Source organism: Clostridium sp. Cult1 (assembly GCF_021655095.1).
GTDB lineage: Bacteria > Bacillota > Clostridia > Tissierellales > Tepidimicrobiaceae > Schnuerera.
In genome coordinates, this window is the sequence record NZ_PPXW01000001.1 from 517402 (window position 1) to 539888 (window position 22487).

The 22487-nt window shown below is 30.5% G+C and carries 25 protein-coding genes, 1 tRNA gene and 1 other annotated feature; of the genes, 16 read left to right on the forward strand and 10 right to left on the reverse strand.

The window, feature by feature from the left end:
- The 3 genes from C3E89_RS02380 to C3E89_RS02390 all read left to right on the forward strand — a co-directional run.
- Positions 1-665 (forward strand): response regulator transcription factor (locus C3E89_RS02380; RefSeq protein ID WP_236910899.1); only part of this gene is annotated, 665 nt, incomplete at its 5' end.
- A gap of 198 nt (positions 666-863) precedes the next feature.
- Positions 864-2255, forward strand: a complete 1392-nt coding sequence (locus tag C3E89_RS02385; RefSeq protein ID WP_236910900.1) for an ISLre2 family transposase — start codon at positions 864-866, stop codon at positions 2253-2255.
- A 200-nt stretch (positions 2256-2455) separates the two neighbouring features.
- The gene (locus C3E89_RS02390) at positions 2456-3202 is read left to right on the forward strand and encodes an ABC transporter ATP-binding protein (RefSeq protein ID WP_236913426.1); all 747 of its coding nucleotides are present in this window, start codon (positions 2456-2458) and stop codon (positions 3200-3202) included.
- A gap of 142 nt (positions 3203-3344) precedes the next feature.
- Here the strand turns inward: C3E89_RS02390 and C3E89_RS02395 are convergent, their stop codons facing one another.
- Both C3E89_RS02395 and C3E89_RS02400 read right to left on the reverse strand, forming a co-directional pair.
- Positions 3345-3524: a hypothetical protein gene (locus C3E89_RS02395; protein ID WP_236910901.1), complete on the reverse strand. Its 180-nt coding sequence runs from the start codon at positions 3522-3524 to the stop codon at positions 3345-3347.
- 65 nt (positions 3525-3589) lie between these two features.
- Complete coding sequence (locus C3E89_RS02400; protein ID WP_236910902.1) at positions 3590-4927, reverse strand: MATE family efflux transporter; 1338 nt, start codon at positions 4925-4927, stop codon at positions 3590-3592.
- A 77-nt stretch (positions 4928-5004) separates the two neighbouring features.
- Between C3E89_RS02400 and C3E89_RS02405 the strand changes: the two genes are divergently transcribed.
- On the forward strand, positions 5005-5814 hold the full coding sequence (locus C3E89_RS02405; protein ID WP_236910903.1) for a MerR family transcriptional regulator: 810 nt from the start codon (positions 5005-5007) through the stop codon (positions 5812-5814).
- 20 nt (positions 5815-5834) lie between these two features.
- On the opposite strand, the gene C3E89_RS02410 is transcribed toward C3E89_RS02405, so the two are convergent.
- A complete protein-coding gene (locus tag C3E89_RS02410; RefSeq protein ID WP_236910904.1) occupies positions 5835-6254 on the reverse strand; it encodes an OsmC family protein in 420 nt (139 codons plus the stop codon).
- A gap of 130 nt (positions 6255-6384) precedes the next feature.
- Positions 6385-6644 (forward strand) — a binding site (T-box leader).
- A 125-nt stretch (positions 6645-6769) separates the two neighbouring features.
- On the opposite strand from C3E89_RS02410, the gene C3E89_RS02415 reads away from it, so the two are divergent.
- Positions 6770-7285 (forward strand): tryptophan transporter, encoded by a 516-nt coding sequence (locus C3E89_RS02415; protein ID WP_236910905.1) that lies wholly within the window; start codon positions 6770-6772, stop codon positions 7283-7285.
- A gap of 54 nt (positions 7286-7339) precedes the next feature.
- On the opposite strand, the gene C3E89_RS02420 is transcribed toward C3E89_RS02415, so the two are convergent.
- Positions 7340-7840, reverse strand: a complete 501-nt coding sequence (locus tag C3E89_RS02420) for a hypothetical protein (RefSeq protein WP_236910906.1) — start codon at positions 7838-7840, stop codon at positions 7340-7342.
- 132 nt (positions 7841-7972) lie between these two features.
- On the opposite strand from C3E89_RS02420, the gene C3E89_RS02425 reads away from it, so the two are divergent.
- Positions 7973-8047, forward strand: a tRNA-Ala gene (locus tag C3E89_RS02425).
- Between the two features lie 202 nt (positions 8048-8249).
- Here C3E89_RS02425 and C3E89_RS02430 read toward each other — a convergent pair.
- A complete protein-coding gene (locus C3E89_RS02430; RefSeq protein WP_236910907.1) occupies positions 8250-9191 on the reverse strand; it encodes a phosphoglycerate dehydrogenase in 942 nt (313 codons plus the stop codon).
- A gap of 55 nt (positions 9192-9246) precedes the next feature.
- Positions 9247-10143, reverse strand: coding sequence for an arginase (rocF, locus tag C3E89_RS02435; RefSeq protein WP_236910908.1), 897 nt, complete (start codon positions 10141-10143; stop codon positions 9247-9249).
- A 189-nt stretch (positions 10144-10332) separates the two neighbouring features.
- Between rocF and C3E89_RS02440 the strand changes: the two genes are divergently transcribed.
- On the forward strand, positions 10333-11004 hold the full coding sequence (locus C3E89_RS02440) for an NAD(P)H-dependent oxidoreductase (protein ID WP_236910909.1): 672 nt from the start codon (positions 10333-10335) through the stop codon (positions 11002-11004).
- A gap of 21 nt (positions 11005-11025) precedes the next feature.
- A complete protein-coding gene (locus tag C3E89_RS02445) occupies positions 11026-11634 on the forward strand; it encodes a ribonuclease H1 domain-containing protein (protein WP_236910910.1) in 609 nt (202 codons plus the stop codon).
- Between the two features lie 24 nt (positions 11635-11658).
- Here the strand turns inward: C3E89_RS02445 and C3E89_RS02450 are convergent, their stop codons facing one another.
- Positions 11659-12084 (reverse strand): deoxycytidylate deaminase, encoded by a 426-nt coding sequence (locus tag C3E89_RS02450; RefSeq protein WP_236910911.1) that lies wholly within the window; start codon positions 12082-12084, stop codon positions 11659-11661.
- A gap of 165 nt (positions 12085-12249) precedes the next feature.
- On the opposite strand from C3E89_RS02450, the gene C3E89_RS02455 reads away from it, so the two are divergent.
- The 8 genes from C3E89_RS02455 to C3E89_RS02490 all read left to right on the forward strand — a co-directional run bounded on the left by C3E89_RS02455 (position 12250) and on the right by C3E89_RS02490 (position 19656).
- Positions 12250-12738, forward strand: a complete 489-nt coding sequence (locus C3E89_RS02455) for an LURP-one-related/scramblase family protein (RefSeq protein WP_236910912.1) — start codon at positions 12250-12252, stop codon at positions 12736-12738.
- A gap of 25 nt (positions 12739-12763) precedes the next feature.
- The gene (locus tag C3E89_RS02460) at positions 12764-14527 is read left to right on the forward strand and encodes a sigma 54-interacting transcriptional regulator (protein WP_236910913.1); all 1764 of its coding nucleotides are present in this window, start codon (positions 12764-12766) and stop codon (positions 14525-14527) included.
- 239 nt (positions 14528-14766) lie between these two features.
- Positions 14767-16044, forward strand: a complete 1278-nt coding sequence (locus C3E89_RS02465) for an L-cysteine desulfidase family protein (RefSeq protein ID WP_236910914.1) — start codon at positions 14767-14769, stop codon at positions 16042-16044.
- 86 nt (positions 16045-16130) lie between these two features.
- Positions 16131-16568, forward strand: a complete 438-nt coding sequence (gene mscL, locus C3E89_RS02470; RefSeq protein ID WP_236910915.1) for a large conductance mechanosensitive channel protein MscL — start codon at positions 16131-16133, stop codon at positions 16566-16568.
- A gap of 65 nt (positions 16569-16633) precedes the next feature.
- Positions 16634-17827, forward strand: coding sequence for a patatin-like phospholipase family protein (locus C3E89_RS02475; protein ID WP_236910916.1), 1194 nt, complete (start codon positions 16634-16636; stop codon positions 17825-17827).
- Between the two features lie 240 nt (positions 17828-18067).
- Complete coding sequence (locus C3E89_RS02480) at positions 18068-18271, forward strand: cold-shock protein (RefSeq protein ID WP_005582562.1); 204 nt, start codon at positions 18068-18070, stop codon at positions 18269-18271.
- Positions 18272-18470: 199 nt separating this feature from the next.
- On the forward strand, positions 18471-18992 hold the full coding sequence (locus tag C3E89_RS02485) for a peroxiredoxin (RefSeq protein ID WP_236910917.1): 522 nt from the start codon (positions 18471-18473) through the stop codon (positions 18990-18992).
- 52 nt (positions 18993-19044) lie between these two features.
- Positions 19045-19656, forward strand: coding sequence for an NUDIX hydrolase (locus tag C3E89_RS02490; protein WP_236910918.1), 612 nt, complete (start codon positions 19045-19047; stop codon positions 19654-19656).
- A 40-nt stretch (positions 19657-19696) separates the two neighbouring features.
- Here C3E89_RS02490 and C3E89_RS02495 read toward each other — a convergent pair whose 3' ends face one another.
- From C3E89_RS02495 to C3E89_RS13410, 3 genes are all read right to left on the reverse strand, one after another.
- Positions 19697-21091: an MATE family efflux transporter gene (locus tag C3E89_RS02495; protein WP_236910919.1), complete on the reverse strand. Its 1395-nt coding sequence runs from the start codon at positions 21089-21091 to the stop codon at positions 19697-19699.
- Positions 21091-21543: a MarR family winged helix-turn-helix transcriptional regulator gene (locus C3E89_RS02500; protein ID WP_236910920.1), complete on the reverse strand. Its 453-nt coding sequence runs from the start codon at positions 21541-21543 to the stop codon at positions 21091-21093. The genes C3E89_RS02495 and C3E89_RS02500 overlap by 1 nt, the downstream gene beginning before the upstream one ends.
- 92 nt (positions 21544-21635) lie before the next feature.
- Positions 21636-22397: a CAP domain-containing protein gene (locus tag C3E89_RS13410; RefSeq protein ID WP_236910921.1), complete on the reverse strand. Its 762-nt coding sequence runs from the start codon at positions 22395-22397 to the stop codon at positions 21636-21638.
- Positions 22398-22487: the final 90 nt, after the last annotated feature.

Below are 22487 nucleotides of genomic sequence, written 5' to 3' on the forward strand. Positions count from 1 at the left end.
TTGAAGATGATAAAAGCATATCGGAGCTTCAAAAAGATTATTTGGAAATGAGTGGTTATGAAGTTGTATGTGCTTTTGATGGTAATTCTGGTTTTGAGTATATTAAAAATGAAGATTTTGATTTAATTATTTTAGATTTGATGCTTCCTAAAAGGGATGGCTTTGATATATTAAGAGAAATATCCAATACAAAGCAAATACCTATACTTATCGTATCTGCAAAATCCGATGAAATATTTAAGATTAAAGGATTAAACTTAGGAGCTGACGATTATATAACTAAACCTTTTGGCATGGGTGAACTGGTAGCGAGAGTAAATAGTCATATAAAGACATATGAAAGGTTTAAACACGGTTCTAAAATGAAGTTGTTAACAGTTGGACCATTATCTATTAATAAGCAAGACCGTAGGGTCTATATAGATGATAATGAAGTTTTCTTAACTCAGAAGGAGTTTGATTTGCTCTTGTTTTTAGTAGAAAATCCAAATAGAGTTTTTAGCAAAGAGGAACTATTTGAAAGGGTTTGGGGTTATGACTCTTTATCAGATGCATCAACTATAACTGTACATATAGCAAGAATAAGAGAAAAAATTGAGGATAATCCTAAAGGTCGCACATTTATTGAAACCGTATGGGGAGCAGGATATAGATTTAAAATATAAGGTGACATTTCCTATATTAGAAAATCCACTTGATGTTATTTTTTAAAGCAGTCTATTATGTAGCTAAATACAGTTAAAATTAAGTGAGAAAGCAACTTAGTGTAAAATAATTGTAGGAAAAAATACAAAAAAGAATAGCCCCATATGTTATGATGGAAGTATGCTAAACAACAACATAACATAAAGGAGGCTATTCTTATGAATACAATTATACACCAAATTATTGAAAAAATCACTAAAGATATTAAGGATAATATAGAAGATTTGATGTTAAATAGCAGAGATATATCCAAATTTATTCAAAATACCAGTAAATCATTGGATGAGATAGGAGTTATGATAGTAAAAGAAGCCTTAGAGATGCTAGATGAAGTAATAAGGGAATCTAGTAAAAGGAAAAGGGAGTATTACATACAAAGAAGAAATGATAGAAAAACTTTAATTACAAAATTTGGAGAAGTAAATTATGAAAGGACCTACTATAAAAGCAAAAAAGATGGAAGTTATAGATATCTTTCAGATGAACTAGTAGGAATATATCCATATGAAAGAATGGACTTATCATATGAATCAGAACTAATAGAAGAAGCCATTGAGACTTCCTATGAGAAATCTGGGAAAAGGGCATCAAATAATGTACAAGTAACAAGACAAACAGTAATGAATACCATAAGAAGGTTAGGTAACGTAGAAAACGATGAAGCAGAAATACCCCTTAAGAAAAGGGTAGTAAAAACCCTATACATAGAAGCAGACGAAGATCATGTAGCCTTGCAAAATGGGCGTAATAAGGAAATAAAATTAATATATGTCCATGAAGGAAAAAGATTTAAATCAAAAGGCAGATACGAACTAATAAATAAAAGACTATTTACAGGCTCTTTAATTGCCAGTGAAGATTTATGGTTAGATGTAGCTAACTATTTAGAAGAAGCCTATGATTTAGATAGAGTAGAAAAGATATACATTTCAGGCGATGGTGCAAGTTGGATAAAAGAAGGATTGAATTGGATTAAGGGAAGCGAATATGTATTAGATTACTTTCATCTATCCAAATATGTAAAAACAGCAACGGCCCATATGCCACAAACATTTGAACCATTGTGGACTTATATAAGAAATCTAAATAAAAAAGGCGTGATAGAATTACTAAACTTCATAACAGCAGAAACAGAATCAGAAACTAAAAAAGAAGCAGTAAAGAAAAGCAAACGATATATACTAAATAACTGGAAAGGGATAGAAAAAGGTATGGAAGAAGGGTATATAGGCTGTAGCGCAGAAGGCCATATAAGCCATGTATTATCCTCTAGATTAAGTTCACGACCAATGGGATGGAGTTTAATAGGAGCAGATCAAATAGCAAGATTAAGAGTATACAAAGCAAATGGCGGAGATATATATGAACTTATGAGCAAGAAGAAAAAAGAAAACAAAAAAAGAGAAAAGAATAGTAAAGAAGAAGATAAAGACAGCATTGCCAGGGAGTATAGACAACCTACCATGTATAAACGATGGAAGGCGAACATGGCAAAGGCAGACATTAAAGGCATTAAGGGGTGCATAAAAGGGTTTTTGAAGGCATTTTAATATAAATATACTAAGCAATAATATTTGAGAAAACAGAGGTTGTATAGAGTTTAAGATAACCGATGTTTTAAAAAATATTATTGTTTATTTGTTATGCCAAAAAAACATATTGTAATAAGTATATTAAATTAAGTATTTTAGCATACTCCATCAAACTGGGGATAATACTAATTATTTTTTTCCTACAGTAACTTGACACTATCGCAAAACTTAGTGTAAATAATATATCAAAGTCTTATGGTAAGAAGGAGATAATTAAAGATATTTCATTGGAAGTAAATGAAGGTGAAATAGTATGTTTATTAGGAGTTAGCGGAGTAGGAAAGACTACATTATTTAATATCATATCTGGTTTATTAGTTCCAGATGGAGGAAAAGTTTTATTAGACAATAAAGATATCACAGGAGAGTCTGGGCATATTAGTTATATGCTACAAAAGGATCTATTATTACCATATAAAACGGTCTTGGACAATGTATCACTACCTCTTATTATAAAAGGAGAAAACAAGAGATCAGCAAATTTAAAAGCTGAAAAATATTTTAAAACTTTTGGGCTAGATGGAAACCAAGATAAATATCCTCATCAGTTATCTGGAGGAATGAGGCAAAGGGCAGCATTACTTCGGACATATTTATTTTCCCAGGAAGTTGCTTTATTAGATGAACCTTTTAGTGCTTTGGATGCTATAACCAAAAGAACTATGCATAGTTGGTACCAGAATGTTATGGAAAAGATTAAATTATCCACTTTATTTATTACCCATGATATAGATGAATCGATTGTTTTGTCTAATCGCATCTATATTATGGCTGGAAAGCCTGGACGAATAACACAAGAGTTAAAAATAGAAGATCAAAAACCAAGAGGAGAAAAATTTGTATTAAGCAAAGAATTTATTGACTATAAAAGATGGATATTAAATGTATTGGATAATAGTTGTTAAGGGAGAGAGGGATAACAACTCTTTTTAGTGTCAAATAAGCGCTAAAAAGAAAGCTATTTTATTTGTCTTTGTTCTCCTTTAAAGTAAAACTCTAGTTTCAATAATATTTCATGAAACTAGAGTTTTAAACTTTATTTATAATTTATTCCCATTTAGGCTCATTAAAATTACTTGGATCTTTTATCCTTTTAGCTTCTTCTTCAGATACAATATATCCAACTATGCCTTTATTGTCATAATCTTTTACTAATTTTATTGCTTCCTTTTTAGACATGGGTTCAGAAAACTTATTATCAGTTATAACAATGTACTTATCATCCATAGGCTTCTTCCTTTCATCTTGATGTTTAATTAGTATATGCTAAATATAAAATAAATATAGAAAAATTATAAAGGAATATCCTTAAATTCAGTTTGAAACCTTGTATATATGGTTAAAGCTATACCTAATGTTAGAATCTCACAAACTAAAGAAGAGATCCAGATACCAAAACTCTCCCATATATTTGGAAGAATTAACAGTGTTAAAGTGATTAGAATATATCCTCTTAATGTTGAAACAACTGTTCCTTTAACAGTTTCTTTTAATGCAGTGAAATAGCCAGCAAGGACAATATTAAATCCACAAATTAGAAATCCAAAACTAAATACCTTTAAACCCTTTATGGCTAATAAGAATGTATTCCTATTAGATGGATTTATAAAAAGGGAAACCAATTCATTTGGAAATAGTTGAGAAATTCCAAAAAACAAAACTGCAAAAGCTAAAGAAGTTTTTAAAGCTAAGGCTAATAAACTATCAATATTTTTATAATTTTCTTTTCCATTATAATAACTAATCAAAGGTTGCATTCCTTGATTTATACCTACCATGGTCATAAGGACTAAATTATTTAGGTACATAATAACTCCAAAGGCTGCTAGACCATAAGTACCGATATGTTTTGAAATGGCAAAATTAAATACAAAGGTAGTGAAACCTGCTGATAATTCAGTTAGTGCTTCAGGGATACCTATGGTAAATAATTTACTTATGAGAGAAAAATTGAGTTTTGGTCTAACAAATTTCAAATTGGATTTTCCAAATAAAAAGTGGAATAAAAATGCCATACAGGATATAAACTGGGAAGCACCAGTAGCAAATGCTGCACCTTTTATTCCATAGTCATAACGGATCACAAGAATATAATCTAGTACAATATTGGTTATAGCAGCCAGTGTGACGAATATTATAGAGTAGATTGGGAATCCATCGGCTTTAACTAGAACTTCTAGTGAATAAGCTACCATAAAAAAAGTACTAAAAATAATTATTATTTTTAAATAATCTACAACATAAGGTAATGTTTCATTATTTGCACCTAAAAAATATGCTATTTTTTCAATAAAGACTAATGAAAGCCCAGTTAATACAATACCTATAATAGATATAAGAATTATATTTAAAGTAAATATTTCATTACTTTTTTTCTTTTCATTTTTACCAAAATAGAATGTTATTAAGGTAGAAGACCCTACTGAAATTAATAGGGATACTGCAAAAACACCATTAATATAAGGCATAGAAAGATTAACAGCTGCTAGGGCAATAGGGCCTACTCCTTTTCCAACAAATATCCCATCTACCATGGTATAAATAGAAAAAAACCACATGGCGGTTACGGAAGGTATTAGATATTTAAAAAATTTTTTAGTCAAATATGACTTTGACTTACTTTGTTGCATAGAAATCACTCCTTGATTACTAATATAAACCTTGGTACAATACTAATGTCAAGAAGAAGTATAGGAGAGGAAAATATATGAAGAAAGAATATATTATAGGACAAATATGCAAATTATATAATTTGGGACCAGATTCTATACGTTACTATGAAAAGAAAGGGCTTATCAATCCAAAAAGAAGGCCTAATGGGTATAGAGTATACTCTATAGATGATATTTGGAGATTAAATATAATTAAAGATTTGAGAAAACTTGATTTTTCTACAAAACAAATAAAAGAATACCTAGAGAATAGGAGTATAGACACTACTATCCATTTAATGAGAAAAGAAATAGAATTAATTGAGGAAAAGATTAAACCTCTATTGGAGTTGAAAGAAAATTTACAGGAAAAACTGGTTAATTTAGAAGAGTTTAAAAATATAGATTCTTACGGAGAAATAATGGTAAAGAAGATAAAAGAGAGAAAGATCATCTTGATTGAAGGTATTATGTCAAAAGATGAAGAAGTAGATTTAGCTTTTCGCAAATTAGAAGGTAGAGATGATTCTAAATTATTCCTATTCGGGAATAAAGATATGGGAGTTTTTATTGCTGATGAAGGATTGAAAAGGGAGAACTATAGTTTATATGAAAAGGCATTCTTTTTTGTAGACGATGAAGAGGAAGATTATAATATGATATTACCTTCGGGACATTTTATAACATTGATTTATGGTGGTTCTTATAAAAAAAGTCAAAAATATTTTGAAAATATGATGGATTTTATTAAGAAAAATGGATATAAACTTAGTGGAAGACCAATGGAAATCTATCGTTTAGATATACATGGAACATCCAAGGAAAAAGAGTTTATAACAGAGATTCAGATTCCAGTAAAGAAATAAAAAGCAACATTTGTTGCTTTTTAGTCTTCAATTACTATATCATATGTCACAGATGTGACTTTTTTTAGCATTGCAGTTACACCACAATATTTTTCTTGAGAAAGAAATACGGCCTTTTCAATATTTTTTCTCGGAAGGTTTTTCCCTTTAAATACATATGTTAAATGAATATTTTCGTAAACTTTTGGATGTTCTCCTGTATTATCGGCTTCTACTTGGATTTTTAAGTCTTCAAGTTCTACCTTCATCTTTTTTAATATAGACATTACATCGATACCGGTACAACCAATCAAACCTACTAACAACAGTTGTTTAGGACGAGGACCTAAATCATTGCCTCCAATTTCTTCAGAAGCATCAGTAATGAAGTTATGACCATCTAATTTCATTTCAAATCCCATATTTCCTTTTAAATTAGCTTCGATTTTAGTTTTTTTCATTATAAATTACCCCTTTCTAAAGTGTTATAATCATGATACCCTAAAATACAATATCTAAAAAGGATCCTATATTATAAAAGAATTTTACTTGACTTTTCTATCTAAATATCATACAATTATTTCAATTAAGTTAAATTCAATGCGTAGAAATAGTAACTAAATGGACGTGGTTTTAGCGAGTCGGAGTTGGTGGAAGCCCGATACCATAATTTTAGTGAATGGATCTACAAGGAGTTTGGCGAAATGGTAAAAATTAGAGTAGTCAATACCGGGGATTTCCCGTTATAGGAATAGGATATATAGCTTTATGCTAGGTATCTGTAGAAGCGAGATTATCCAATAGATAGTCTAATTAAGGTGGCACCGCGAAAGCAGTCTTTCGTCCTTTTATGGGATGGAAGGCTTTTTTTATTGATTAAATGGAAAGGTGGTGAAGTAGAATGTTGTGAACAGAACAATATGATTGGAATTACCGGAAAAATATAATAAGAAAAATAAATAAGGAGGCGTTTATAATGAAATTGAAAAACAATATTTTTACAACATTACTATTAGCCATCGGTTTTATTTTACATCAAATTACGCCAGGGATATTAGGTGGGATGAAATTTGATTTTCTTCTATCTTTTATGTTTGTTTCCCTTTTATTAAATAATAAATTTGAAAATACTATATTGACAGGATTACTAGCAGGATTACTTTCTGCTATGGCTACCACTTTTCCAGGAGGTCAATTACCTAATATAATAGATAAACTAATTACATGTTTAGCATTATTTATTGTTATTAAATATCTTAGTCGATTCAAAAATAACCCTATTGTAGTTGGAGTGATTGGAGGCTTGGGAACTTTTATAAGTGGAATAATATTTTTAGGGTCTGCCTCTTTTATTACAGGATTACCTGTTCCCTTGAAAATGTTAATAGTAAGTGTAGTAATTCCTACCACTATAGTAAATGGAATAGGTACAGTTTTTGTATATGGAATAACCAGAAAGGCCATAAAGCTATCAGGAATTGCTCTTCATTAATTTAAATTAAATATAGTGACGAGTTTTTCGTCACTATATTTAAAATTCTATACCTTATTCTTTAAAATCAACTTTTATTAGTTTACCTTTTTCATCTAAAGTAATTTGGGTTATTTTAACTAGTTTAGGCATATCATCTATTTTAGCGCATTCAAGAATTTGGTATACTTTAGAAGTATCTCTATTTTCCTTGAAAACTTCTCTTAAAAGTTTAAAAATTGAATAAGGATGTTCTGGATCTTTTATACTTATGAAAGATGTATTAGGGGTAGCCATAGCTTGGGCGATTAATTTTTCAAAATCAATATCATTTATCCCTGGAATCAAGAAGTATTCAGTTTTGTCATTTTTTAAATCATCAAAACCCTTAACTTGAATGGCTTTGGAATTCATTTTGGCTACAGCCATTAAAGTAGCCATTAAGGGACGAATTCCCCAGCCTTTATGGCCTGAAACTATGATAGATTCTTTTCTTTTAATGACTTCTTCTAGATATTCACATTGAGACTCTGTCATGAAATCTTGGTCAACTAATTTTTGTAACATTGGGTTCATTTATTACCACTCCTTTACCAATTTTATATCACATTTATATAATACCCTTTTTTGAGGTTAAATAATAGCTTTGATTAATTATGAAAATTTTACTTGACCAGAATAGTAAAAAGTAGTATTATCTTATACGATGGGGATATAGTTCAGTGGGAGAATGCTTGACTGGCAGTCAAGAGGTCAGGGGTTCGAATCCCCTTATCTCCACCAATAATATTAAAGGTCTTCTTAACTTAAGAAGACCTTTAATATTATTTTCTAAACAAGTCTAAAAATCTTTCTAGATAGCTTTATTTTTTTCGATTTTTAATTGAGTTTCATTTTTTCTATATATTTGTATAGTTATTATTCAATAAAATTATCCTTATCCATTCTATTATAGTATATAATGAAGAGGATATCGACATATAAGTCAATATCCTCTTTTTAAATCTACAATATTGATTAAATCTTCATTATTTATATACCGTTTCATATTTTTATAGGCAATTTCATACCTCCTTCTAAAATTCATCTCTGAAGCCCAAGAATTATGAGGAGAGATTATTACATTATCCATATTCCATAGAGGACTATTCTCTGGTAATGGTTCAATTTCAAATACATCTAAAGCCGCTTTTTTTATCTTTCCTGATTTTAAATTGCGAATAAGTGCTTCTTCATCTATTATACTACCTCGAGCTATATTGATTAGATAGGTTCCATCTTTCATATTTTTGAATACATTTTCATCTATAAGGTGATGACTTTCTTCAGTATAAGGTGCTGCTACTATTAAAACATCACATTGGTTTACTATTTCATCTAATTTATCTACACAGAAACATTCATGAAAATGTTCTGCTTTTTTTCCGCTAGCGTTTATTCCAATTATATCTACACCAAACCCTTCAAACCTCTTTGCTGCTTCTTGAGCAATAGAACCAGTTCCTATAAAACCTATGGTTTTTCCATAAATCTCTAAGAGAGAAGTATCTATTTTCCAGTTTTTATTCTTTTGTTTTTCATAAAACTCTTTACTATTTTTATACATCTCTAATGTTTTAAGTATGATCCATTCAGCTATAGGAATACTGTATCCTCCCCTATTGTTTGTAAGAATAATATTTTGATTTAATACTTTATCTACTGGAACTTGATTGATACCAGCGCTTAGAAGCTGTATCCATTTAAGTTTCGGCAACATACTGATATCCAGCTTATTGAAAGGATCAAAACATACCAAAATATCTGCATCTTTCATTTCATCAGAAAAACTTATATCCCTTTCATCCTTAAATATTATTTCATAACCTAAGTTTTCTAAAGTTTTAAACTCTTCGTCTGTGTACTTAAAAGTTATTAGTGCTTTCAAAGCAAAACCTCCTTTTTCTTTAGTTATTTATAAAAATCCTTTATATTTAAAAAAATTATAAATATTTAAAAATCCAATCCACTAGTTCTATACAGAGTTCAGCTGTGGTATCATTTTCATCTAGTAGAGGGTTTAACTCTACTAGATCCATAGATTTAATCATTCCTAGGGCCAGCAACTCTTTAAGAAGTATCTTCCCTTCATCTAGACTAAAACCTTTTTCTACTGGAGTTCCAGTTCCAGGTACGAGGCTTTTATCTAATACATCAATATCAAAGCTTAAATGAATTCCATCTACATTAGATTTGTTTATTATGTCAATAATTTCCTGTATTACAGATTCTAGGCTAACTTTTCTAATAGAGTCCATTGTATATAGGTTTAAATTTAATTCTTCAGCAAGCTCAATCTCTCCTTGGTCTAAATCCCTAGCACCAATAATGAATACGTTTTCAGGTTTTACTTTAGGTCCATTATAGTATACGTTGACTAATGAAGGCTCTCCAACTCCTAAAGCTGCAGCCAAAGGCATACCATGAGAATTACCTGATGGAGAAGTCTCACCAGTATTAATATCGCCATGGGCATCAATCCATATTACTGCCAAATTATTATGAAATTTACTAGAACCTGAGATACTGCCTAAACCGATGGAATGATCTCCGCCAATTATGAAAGGAAAACTTTTTGAAGATAAAGCACTAAAGACTGAATGGGCTAAGTTGGTATTTATATCAACTACAGGTTTTAAATACTTGATTTTTTTATGGTGGGCATATTTATTTTCTACTGGAATATCTGGGATAAACAGATTACCTAAATCATAAACATTTTTCCCGTGCTTCTTTATTATCTCTATTATGCCCTTATGTCTTAACTTTTCTGGTCCATATTGAGCGCCTTGGCGATCACAACCATACATAATGGGTACTCCGATTAAACTAATATCCATTATAAAGCCTCCTTTATAATATAATATTTGACAAAATAGTACCTGACACAATTTAATTATACCATTTATAATATTTAGAACAAGTAAACATTTTAGATTATTTGAAATATTTAGTTTTAAATAAATTATCAGTTATTTCAAATAATAGGGTATATAGACAATATAAAATAATTAACAGGAGGATTAATAATGGATAGAAAAAAGGAAGAAATTTTAAAAGCTCATAGGTTTAGATTTGCTTGTAAGGAGTTCGACAAGAATAAAAAGGTAGCGGAAGAAGATTTAAAATTCATACTGGAGGTAGGGAGACTATCCCCTAGTTCTTTTGGATTTGAGCCTTGGAAATTCCTTGTAATAGAAAATGAAAATCTTAGGCAAAAAATTTTACCTGTTGCATGGGGAGTTCAAAGGCAAATGCCTACTTTAAGCCACTTGGTTATAATATTAGCACGTAAAAAAAGGGATATGATATTTAGTTCCGATTATATTAAATACATGGTTGAGGATGTTCATAATATACCTGGAGATTTGGCGGAAGCAAGAATAGAAAGATATAGGAATTTCCAGAAGGAGGATTTTAAACTTCTTGAAGAAGATAGAAATATATTTGATTGGGCAGTAATGCAAACTTACATAGCCCTTGGGAATATGATGACTGCAGCTGCAGAAATTGGTATTGATTCTTGTCCTATAGAAGGATTTCATAGAGAAAAGTTAGAGATATTATTGGAAAAAGAGGAGATTATCGATAGAGAACACTTTGGTGTTTCTTCTATGGTGGTTTTTGGCTATAGAAAAGAGGATCCAAAAAGACCAAAGACTAGAAAATCTATGGAAGAAGTAGTAGAATGGATATACTAATATGAATTTAAGGGGTGAACTATGGCTAAATATTATTATGCAGTCAAAGAAGGCAGAAAAACAGGTATATATGAAACTTGGGATGAATGCCAGACTCAGGTAAAGGGATATTCTAATGCAAAGTATAAGAAATTTTCTACTTATGAAGAAGCTTTAGGTTTTATGGAAGGAGCAGGAAAATTATCTGAAGAAAAGGATATAATGGATTTAAAAGAAAATGAAATGGCTGCTTATGTAGATGGTAGCTTTGATTTGAATAATAGATGTTATAGTTTTGGTGCCGTTATATTTACAGATGAAGGAAAAGAAACTTACTCAAAAAAAGAAGAGGATGCCAATCTAGTAGATATGAGAAATGTTGCTGGAGAAATAAAGGGAGCCATATTTGCAATGGAAGAGGCCTTAAATAGACATAAGGAAGTTCTTTATCTACACTATGATTATGCAGGGATAGAAAAATGGGCAGTCGGAGAATGGAAAACTAATAAATATGGTACTAAAAAATATAAAAAATATTATGATTCCATTAAAGATAGATTAAGAGTAGTGTTTATAAAAATCAAAGCCCATTCCGGAAATAAATATAATGAGGAAGCAGATATGTTAGCAAAAGAAGCTTTAGGCATATAATACTAATGGAATATTCCATTAGTATTATATTTTTTCATAAGGAATATTATTTTTTTTCAATAATTCTAAAGCATAATCGTCGATCCTATAGCTGTGCTTGTAAAAAATTTTTTTAATTCCAGCTTGTATTAATGCCTTGGTGCAATTAAGACAAGGAAAATGGGTAACGTATATCTTACACCCGTTAACTGAGATACCTTCCTTTGCACAATATAGTAGGGCATTCATTTCAGCATGTATAGTAGCAATACAATGACCATCTCTCATAGTATGTCCTACATCATCACAATGAGGATTGCCAGATATAGAGCCATTATATCCAGTAGAGACTATCCTGTTATCATCATTGACGATTAAACATCCAACCTCTGCCCTATCACAGGTAGAACGAGTAGCCACTATTTCGGCTATTTGCATAAAATATTCATTCCAAGATTTTCTTTTCTCCATCTATCTTTTCTCCTTTATGAATATATAGATAATTATATAATATATTATCATATTTTATTGTTTTATTGAACCTAAATGATATAGTATATGGATATATTCATTTATATATAATATAATGTAAGTGTCTAAGGTTTATTAAAATAAATGCAATAGAAGGAGAATGTGATGAGATATATAATAAAAGAAAAAATTTTTACATTTGCAGATAGATTTAATATTGAAGATGAGCATGGCTATCCCCAATACGAGGTAGTAGGTAAAATATTCTCTTTAGGTAACAAACTTAATATATATGATTTAAATGGAAGAGAGCTTATATATATAGAACAGCAGCTACTTAGATTTTTGCCAGAGTATCATATCTATAGAGATGGAAGTCTTATAGGAAAAATTAAAAAAGAGTTTACTTTTTTCAAACCTAAATTTTATATTGAAAGCTCCTATGGTGATTTGACTATTGATGGGGATGTATTCCATCATGATTTTAATATTTTAAAAAATGGCCAACCAGTTGCATGGATAAACAAGAAGTGGATTTCCTTTTCTGATACCTATTCTGTAGATATATTAGATGAGGAAGACCAACCATTTATTTTATCAATTGTTATAGTATTAGACCAAATATTTTATGATGGAAATAGGAACAATTCCTAGTTGATTATAGAGGGATGTGGTTTAAGTGGAGTTGTTTAATATACAAAATTCCGTTCAAGAAGTTGCTGAGGCTATTTCAGCAGTACTAAATGTAGATGTAACCATTGTAGATAAAAAGTTAATAAGAGTTGCAGCTACTGGTATGTATAAAGAACTAATAGGCAAAACTTTGCCTAAAAACTGTTCCTTTGAATTAGTGGCTAATAAAGGGAAACCGGAATTTATTGATAGTCCTAATATAAGTAAGAAATGTTTTGGTTGTAGTTTGAAGGGCAATTGTGCTGAATTGGCCACTGTTGGATATCCAATTATTAGCAAGGGAGAATTATTAGGAGTTATTGGACTTATAGCCTTTGATATAGAACAGAAAAATAAAATTCAAGAAGATTATGATTCTCTAATAATTTTTTTAAGCAAATTAGGAGATCTATTAGCAGGTAATTTGAAATATACTAATATGATAACTGCATTGACCATACAAGGTGAAGAAACTAAAATGATAATAGATGGTCTTGGTAATGGAATAATATGTACTGATGTTGATGGAAGTATAAAGTTTATCAACTCTAAAACCGAAGACTATTTACAGATTAAGGCTCAAAATTTAATTAACAAACCTATATCGAGAATTTTGCCAGAATTAGATTTTGATTTGAAAGCTCAAACTCCTATTGAAACAAAGATAACTGTAAAAGGTAAGAGAAAAAGTTTTATAATAAAGACAATCCCAGTAATGATAAAGGATGAAAAAGTAAGCAATATAATTGAAATCCACGAAACATCTAATATGGTAAGGAGTGCTTACAGATTAATAGAAGGTGGAAGCAGTATAACCTTTGATCATATAATTGGAGATAGTCCTAAAATGTTAGAAGTAAAGAATTTAGCTAGTAAAATAGCATCTAGCAAATCTACAGTATTATTAAGGGGAGAGAGTGGAACTGGCAAGGAATTATTTGCTAGGGCTATCCATAATGCTAGTGGTAGGAGTAATTTTCCTTTTGTAGCTATAAATTGTGCCTCGATCCCGGATAATCTATTAGAGAGTGAACTATTTGGTTACGATGGCGGAGCTTTTACAGGAGCAAATAAGCAAGGACAGATGGGGAAATTCGAATTAGCTAATGGTGGTACTTTGTTTTTAGATGAAATAGGAGACTTGCCTCTACATCTTCAGCCAAAGATCTTGAGGGTTTTACAAGAAGGAGCATTTATGAGGGTAGGAGGCAAAGAGTTAATTTCTGTGGATTTTAGGCTAATAGCTGCTACAAATAGGAATTTAGAAGAGATGATACAAGAAGGAGAATTTAGAGAGGATCTGTATTATAGATTAAATGTAATACCAATTTATATTCCTCCATTGAGGGAAAGGATAGAGGATATTGAAAGTTTAAGCAGATATCAACTTCAAAAATACTGTGATAGATTAGGGAAAGAATTGAAAGTATTATCCCAAGATGTAAAAGATGCATTCAATAAATATAACTGGCCAGGCAATGTAAGAGAACTGGAGAATGTAGTGGAGTATTTGGTAAATGTAGTAAAAGGAAAGAAGATAAGATTTGAAAATTTACCCTATGGGATAAGGGATTATTCCAATGATTGTCTTGTAAAAACAGAGAAAAATAATAGGCTAAAGGACATTTTAGATAATTATGAAAGGGAAATACTTAAATCCTATTTAGAGGAATATGGGAAGACTACAGAAGATAAAGAAAAAATATCTTCAATATTGGGAATCAACTTATCTACCCTATATAGGAAATTGAATAAATATAATTTGCAATAGTGCAAAAAAATTGCAACCCTGAGAAATATAATAATTCCTCTATATTTACACATTTATATAGGCTTATTCCAATAGTTTAATATATAATTCTCAATAATGGGAAAGACCTCTTATTAAAATTTTAGTCAAATAAAAGGACAAACTGAGTAATGATCAGGAGGTCCTTTTATTTTTTGATGTTGGCATGGTTATTGCAAAACAATGGAGTAAGAGTATAATAACAGAAAGGCGGTGCTGATATGGTGGATAACAAAATTATAGAAAAACTGCTAATCATAATAAAAGATGAAACTATACCTGCCTTAGGCTGTACAGAACCTGTAGCTGTAGCTTATGCAGCCTCTGTAGCAAATAGATATTTAAAAGATGAAATTGATAGCCTTGAAATAAAAACAAGTAAGAATATATTTAAAAACGGGAAATCGGTGATTATTCCTAATACAAAAGAGTGGGGATTAGATTTAGCAGGAGTGTTGGGGATTTTAGGTGGCAATCCAGATGATGAGTTAATGGTCTTAAAGAGCATAAAGGAGGAACATATTAGAAAAGCACATAAAGTATTAGAAGAAGGAAAAGTAGAAGTAAGTTACTTGGGAAACACCCCAGATGTTTATATAGAGATCGTTGCCATAAGTAAAGAAAAAACGGTAAAAGTAGTATTAAAGGATGCTCATAATCATATTGACAGGGTTGAAGTAAATGGAAAAATAGTTTATAAAGGTGTTTTAAACAAGGACAAGGGTTTAGTAGCAGATTTTATAAAGAATTTGACTTTTAAAGATATAGTAAAAATTGTGGAAACAATTCCTTTAAACTCCATAGCCTTTATAAATGATGGAATAGATATGAATAAAAATGCTGCAGAAATGGGAATGAAGGCAGAAAATGGGTTAAATATAGGTAGAGGACTTATAGAGTTAGAGAGACAAGGAAGATTAAAGGTTGACGGGCCAACTAGAGCAAGAATTTTAACAGCAGCAGCTGCAGATATGAGGATGGGCGGAGGCAATTGCCCAATAATGACTAGTTCAGGTAGTGGAAATCAAGGCCTGGGTGTAGTTTTACCAATAATAGTTGTAGCAGAAGAAAATAATATATCGAGAGAAAGATTGAAAAGGGCAATATTTTTAGCCCATATAATAAACAAATATGTAAAGTTGCATACTGGGAAACTATCAGCCATGTGTGGATGCGCCATTGGTGCCGGTGTAGGAGCTAGTGCAGCTATATCTTGGATGTTGGGTGGTAGTCAAGAACAGATTAGTGGGGCTTCTAATAATATGTTAGCTAACCTTACTGGCATGATATGTGATGGAGCTAAAGATACTTGTGCTATGAAACTATCTACATCAGCAGAAGAGGCAGTTATTGCCGCCTATTTGGCCAATGAAAATATAATAGTAAAACCAAACATTGGTATTATAGGCAATACTATAGAGGAAACTATTAAGAATTTAGAAATTTTATGTAAAGAAGGACTTTTTAAAACGGATTCAACTATTATAAATATAATATAAAACATCTGTTTAATGGCAGATGTTTTTATTACATCTAGAATGGGTAATAATTAACAAACAAAAATTTATGGCTGGGAGGAATATAAATGCTCAAAGAATTTAAAGAATTTGCAGTAAAAGGTAATGTAATTGATTTAGCAATAGGAGTTATTATTGGAGGAGCTTTTGGGAAAATAGTATCTTCTTTAGTAAATGACGTAATAATGCCTATAGTTGGTGGATTGATTGGAAATATTGATTTTACTAATTTTTTTATTAGTCTAGATGGGAATAATTATTCAACATTACAACAAGCTAAAGATGCAGGTGCTGCTACCCTAAATTATGGTGTATTTCTAAATACCGTTATTGAATTTTTAATAATATCCTTTTCTCTATTTATAGTCATCAAGCAGATCAATAGATTTAAGAGAAAAGAAGAACAAGCTCCTATAACAACTAAAAAATGTAAATATTGTTATAGTGAAATACCTATAGAAGCTACAAGATGTCCAAATTGTACTTCAGTTTTAGAGGATAAATAGATCTTAGAATATTTAGTTCCTTTATGCAAAAGTTGATAAAACTGGGGAGAAGGAGGTAAGGTTATTTGTATGGGTTGGTATTAGAAGGTGGTGGAGCCAAGGGTGCCTATCATATTGGAGCTTATAAAGCAATAATGGAAGAAGGAATTGAGATAAAAGGCATAGCAGGTACCTCTGTAGGAGCTTTGAATGGGGCCATGATAGTTCAAGGTGATTTTGAGAAGGCCTACGAAATATGGCATAATATTTCTTATTCTAAAGTTATCAATGCTAGTGAAGAAGAACTAAAAAGGATAAAAAGCGGCAAACTGAGCAAAGAAGATATTTTACTATTGGTAGATAGTATTAAAGGGTTTTTTGTTGATAAAGGTCTGGATATAACACCTTTGAAAAATTTATTAATGGAATTAATAGATGAAGAAAAAATTAGAAGTTCAGGTAAGGACTTTGGCATAGTTTCCGTTTCATTGACGGACTTTAAGCCATTGGAGATATATATTGAAAACATTCCTTTAGGACAACTGGTAGAGTATTTATTAGCTAGTGCTTACTTACCTGTATTTAAAACGGAAAGAATAGATGGAAAAAGATATATAGATGGGGGAATTTATAATAATTTACCTGCTAATTTATTAAAGGATAAAGGATATAAGAATTTAATACTAGTTAGAACTCATGCTCCAGGTATCGTTAAAAAGATAGATTCCCGTGGACTAAACATTTTAACTATTTCACCTAAAGACAATTTAGGAAGGGTTTTGGATTTCGATAGAGAAACTGCCAGATATAATATTAAATTAGGTTATTATGATGGATTAAAAGTGTTGAGAGGACTTAAAGGACATCATTACTATATTGAACCTATAAATGATGAAGATTATATTATAGATTTCTTATTTAAATTAGATGAAAAAAAGGTATTAAAGTTAAAAGAAATATTTAAAATAGAAGGGATGCCTAACAAAAGAGCAGTGTTTGAGATTCTTATCCCTAAAATAGCAACAATCTTGGGAGTGGAAAAAGAATCAGATTATGAAGATATCTTTATATTATTATTAGATAGATTAGCAGAGATCTATGAGATAGAAAGGTTTAAGATTTACTCATACCATGAATTATTAAACTTGATAAAACAAAGTTTAAGATCAGAGGAGAATGAAAAAGTTGGGATAGTAAATAGAATAATAGAAAAAGTGGATTTATTATCTTTTTTTACTAAAGATGAGATTATTAAAGAGGTTGGTAAAATTTTATTCTAACCTTTATCCTTAATCAATGTTTCAAGCAAAAATATATATTAAATACTAGTTGCTATTTTTTAGAATACGGGTTATAATAAATTGAAACTTTAATTCATCAGTAACATTTTATTTTAAATATTGTCTAACAGAAATTGGTTTAAAGAAATAAGATTTAAATAGATTATTTAATCTCCAAATCTTTATTTCTTATTAAGGCCCTGTGAATTAAAGGAAATAAATTTTTGGAGGTAATTAAGAATGACTAACGGTACAGTTAAATGGTTTAACTCAGAAAAAGGTTTTGGATTTATTCAAACTGAAGAAGGAAATGATGTATTCGTACATTTTTCTCAAATTAACAAACAAGGATTCAAAACTTTAGAAGAAGGGGAAGCAGTATCCTTTAGAATAGTTGAAGGACAAAAAGGCCCTCAAGCAGAAGACGTTACACCAATTAAATAATTAAGTAATAAAAACCCTAAAGCCATTGGCTTTAGGGTTTTTAAATAAATGGTAATAAGTTCTCGCTTATGCTATTAGGGGCAAAAATGGAAACTTATTATGATAACGATAATTGCTATCATTATATGTTTAAAAAATTAATTATTGGATATAAATAAGATAGTTACAAAAGAATAGACTTATATATAGGAGGTAAGAAATGGAAAGGTTAGTAGGAAGAAAAGCACCAGATTTTATAATGAATGCTTGTGAAGGGGACGGAAGTGACTTTTGTAAAATTGGGTTAAAGGATTATGAAGGCAAATGGTTAGTTATGTTCTTCTACCCATTGGATTTTACATTCGTATGTCCTACAGAAATTACAGGATATAGTAAGAGATATGAAGATTTTAAAAAAGAAAATGCAGAAGTACTTGCTATAAGTGTGGATAGTGAACATTCCCATAAGGCTTGGATTAATTCAAGTCTAGGAAAAATTAATTTCCCAATAGCATCAGATATGACAAAGAAGGTTGCAAAAGATTATGGAGTATTAATTGAAGAAGAAGGCGTTGCTCTAAGGGGGCTATTTATAATTGATCCAGAAGGCATTGTTAGATATTCTGTAGTACATGATCTAAATGTGGGAAGATCTGTTGACGAAACATTAAGGGTGTTAAGGGCACTTAAAACAGGGGGGCTTTGTCCAGTAGATTGGGATGAAGGAGAAGCTCTGTTATAATATAAAAAGGCGGTCATGTATGACCGCTTAAATTTTTTATGGGGGTATATCTATGGATATAGAAGATATTATTAATAAGATAAAGGAAAGAAGAGTAGAACCATTGGAGGTCAAACAAAAATATGCAGTTCTTATTCCTTTAATAGAGAATAAGGGAAAATGGGAAATAATATATGAGCTAAGAGCTAAAGATTTAAAAAGACAACCTGGAGAAATATCTTTTCCAGGAGGACAAGTAGAAAAAGATGAAACTTATAGTGAAGCAGCCATAAGGGAAACTATGGAAGAACTTAATATTGAGAAAGAAAATATAAATATAATAGGAGAATTAGATTATCTTGTTTCCCATGCGAATACAGTAATCCATTCTTTTTTAGCCACAATTCACAATATAGATGTGGATAAGATTATACCAAATAAGGATGAGGTAGATCATATATTCACAGTTCCTATAAATTTTTTTATTAATAATGAGCCAAATCTATATTATATAGATTTGCATCCAGCTATAAGTGAGGATTTCCCATATAATCTAATACCTAATGGGAAAAATTATAATTGGCGGTTTGATAAACATTCAGTCTATTTTTATAATTATAATGATTATATAATCTGGGGTTATACTGCTAAGATGACTAAGCATTTCATAGATTTAATAAAATGAGTTCTCTTTTGGCATGAAGCCAAAAGAGAACTCATTTGTTTTACCTTTCTTCGATCATCCTATTATTTATGTGAATACCATTATTTAATTCTTTTAAATCCTTTATCAAAAATAAAGCGGTTACAATTGATGCAGTCAGATCCGATACTGGACCTGCTAACCATACTCCTGTTAGACCAAAAAACCTTGGTAAAATCAATAGGGCTGGTATTAGAACTAACACTTGCCTAGATAGGCTTAAAAAGGCAGATTGCTTAGGTTTGCCAGTAGCTTGAAAATAATTGGAACTAACTATTTGGAAACCTATAATAGGTAACATAGCTAAATAAATCTTTAATCCCTTAATACCAACATCTGCTATCTTATCCATCTCAGGTCCTTTTTCTAAAAACATACCAAATAACCTATGGGGTATTGTCTGAGTAATTAGGAAACCTAAAGTTAATACGGCAGTTGCAGCCATTATTGCTTTTTTTAGAGCTTCTTTTACCCTTGTATATTTTTTTGCACCATAGTTAAAACCGATAATAGGTTGAGCTCCTTGATTTATACCAAAGACTGGCATAAGTATTAGCATAGTAATACTATGGATAACTCCCATGCTTGAAACAGCAATGTCTCCCCCATAAGTATTTAAACTATTATTTAAAATAGCTGTTACTAAACTAGCAGCTAATTGCATACTAAAAGGTGCAAAACCAATGGAAAAAATACTTTTAATAATATTCTTTCTCAATTTCATATTTTCTTTTTTTAAATTCAACATACTTCTACTACCAAAGAAATAACTGAGAACCCAAATGGCAGAAACTGCTTGAGAAATAATAGTAGCTAATGCTGCCCCTTTTATTCCCATATTGAATATAAATATGAATATATAATCTAATATTATATTAAGGATTGCTCCAATTAGCATGGTAACCATTGCAATTTTTGGATTACCTTCTCCTCTAATAAAAGCGTTAATTCCAAAGCCTACAGCTTGGAAAGGTGCTCCTATAAGGATTATAGACATATAATCTACAGCATGAGGCAGTATGGTTTCACTTGCACCAAAAATTTTAAGTAATGGTTCAATAAAAATTAGGCCTGAAATACTAAGCGTTATTGAAATAATGAATAATAATACTAGAGCATTTCCTAAGATTTTTTCTGCTTCATCTTTCTTACCTTCTCCTAATCTTATAGATGATAAGGAATTTCCACCAAATCCTATTAGCATACCAAAGGCCATAAGAATTAAAGCAACAGGTGAAGTGACAAATATAGCACCAATTCCTATGCTGCCTACTCCCTTACCTATGAATATTCGGTCTACTATATTATATAATGCATTTACTAACATACCTACTATAGCAGGTATAGAAAACTTCAAAAGAAGTTTACCAATTTCTTCTTCACCTAAAAATTTTGATCTTTCATTTCTTTCATTCATTAATCATCCCTCACTTTTTCCAATATTTCTACGATGGTTTTTAAACTTTCATTAAATTTATTGATTTCTACTTCAGAAAGAATATGAAAAAGTTCTTCTATTCGTTTATTAAACTCTTCTTCTTGTTTTGCATAATATTGTTTACCTTCTTCGGATAATTTAATAATAGTCTTTCTTTTATCTCTTGGATCATCTTCCCTATATACTAGATTCATATTTTCCATAGAATCAATTAAAGTGGTAATGCTGCCTTTTTCCATGTCCATACATTTTCCTAATATAGTGGGAGTGATTTCTCTAGTTTTACCAAGAATCATTATTGCCCTTACTTGGTTTTTAGTACAGCAGTATATATCATCCTTTACCTTTTTAAAGGTTGGAGTAAACAATCTATGAAATAATGACATAAATTTAACTAAACCATATCTAATATCTATAATAGTATTATCCATATATATTCACCTCAAACAAAAAAGTAGTTAGAATTCTAATAATTAGAATTCTAACTACTAATTTTATACTTTTACTATCTTAAAGTCAAGGGCTAATTTGTGAACATCTGAGTCCAATAGGTAGTACCATTAGCTTTAACATAACCAACCCCAATAGTTCCGAAGCTTGGATTAAGTATATTTGCCCTATGACCTGATGAATTCATCCAGCCGTTGACTACAGATTTAGCACTGGAATACCCTTTAGCAATGTTTTCGCCAGCCGTCTTGTATTGAATGCCAAAGCTTCTCATCATACTAAAGGGATCTCCATATGTAGGAGAAGTATGACTAAAATAATTTTTATTGGCCATGTCTTGGGATTTTGCTCTAGCTACCTTAGATAATTCTTCACTATAGGCTAATGGATTTAGTCCAGCTTTTTCTCTTTCTATATTTACAAGTCTTACCACTTCTCTTTCTATCGAAGTATTTGCTCCTACTTCGACTTCAGTAGCAGGATTACTTGGTTTTGTTTCAGGAGTTTTATTGCTGTTGTTCTTACTGTTATCTATATCTGAATCTGGAGTTTTTACATCTTCCACAGGAGTTTCAGGTTTTGTTGGCGTATTTGTGTTATTATTATCCCAATATTTTGGAGTTAATCTAATAATTACATTACTGTACCTATTTTTTAAATAATTATTAGAGTAATTATTGTAAGTAATAACATAACCCTCTCTACTCTGTTCACTGTTATAGGATCTATAATTGGTATTACCCTTATAGTTTATACTTGCAGCTTGTCCTATTGATGTTGATAAAAGCATAGTTGCAGCTAATGAAAGTAATACTTTTTTACCATTTTTATTCATATTATATCCTCCTTATTATTTAGATTCGATCCGGCCCCCTTTCATATTTCTTATTTTTTAAAAGTATAACATTAAATTTCTATTAAATAA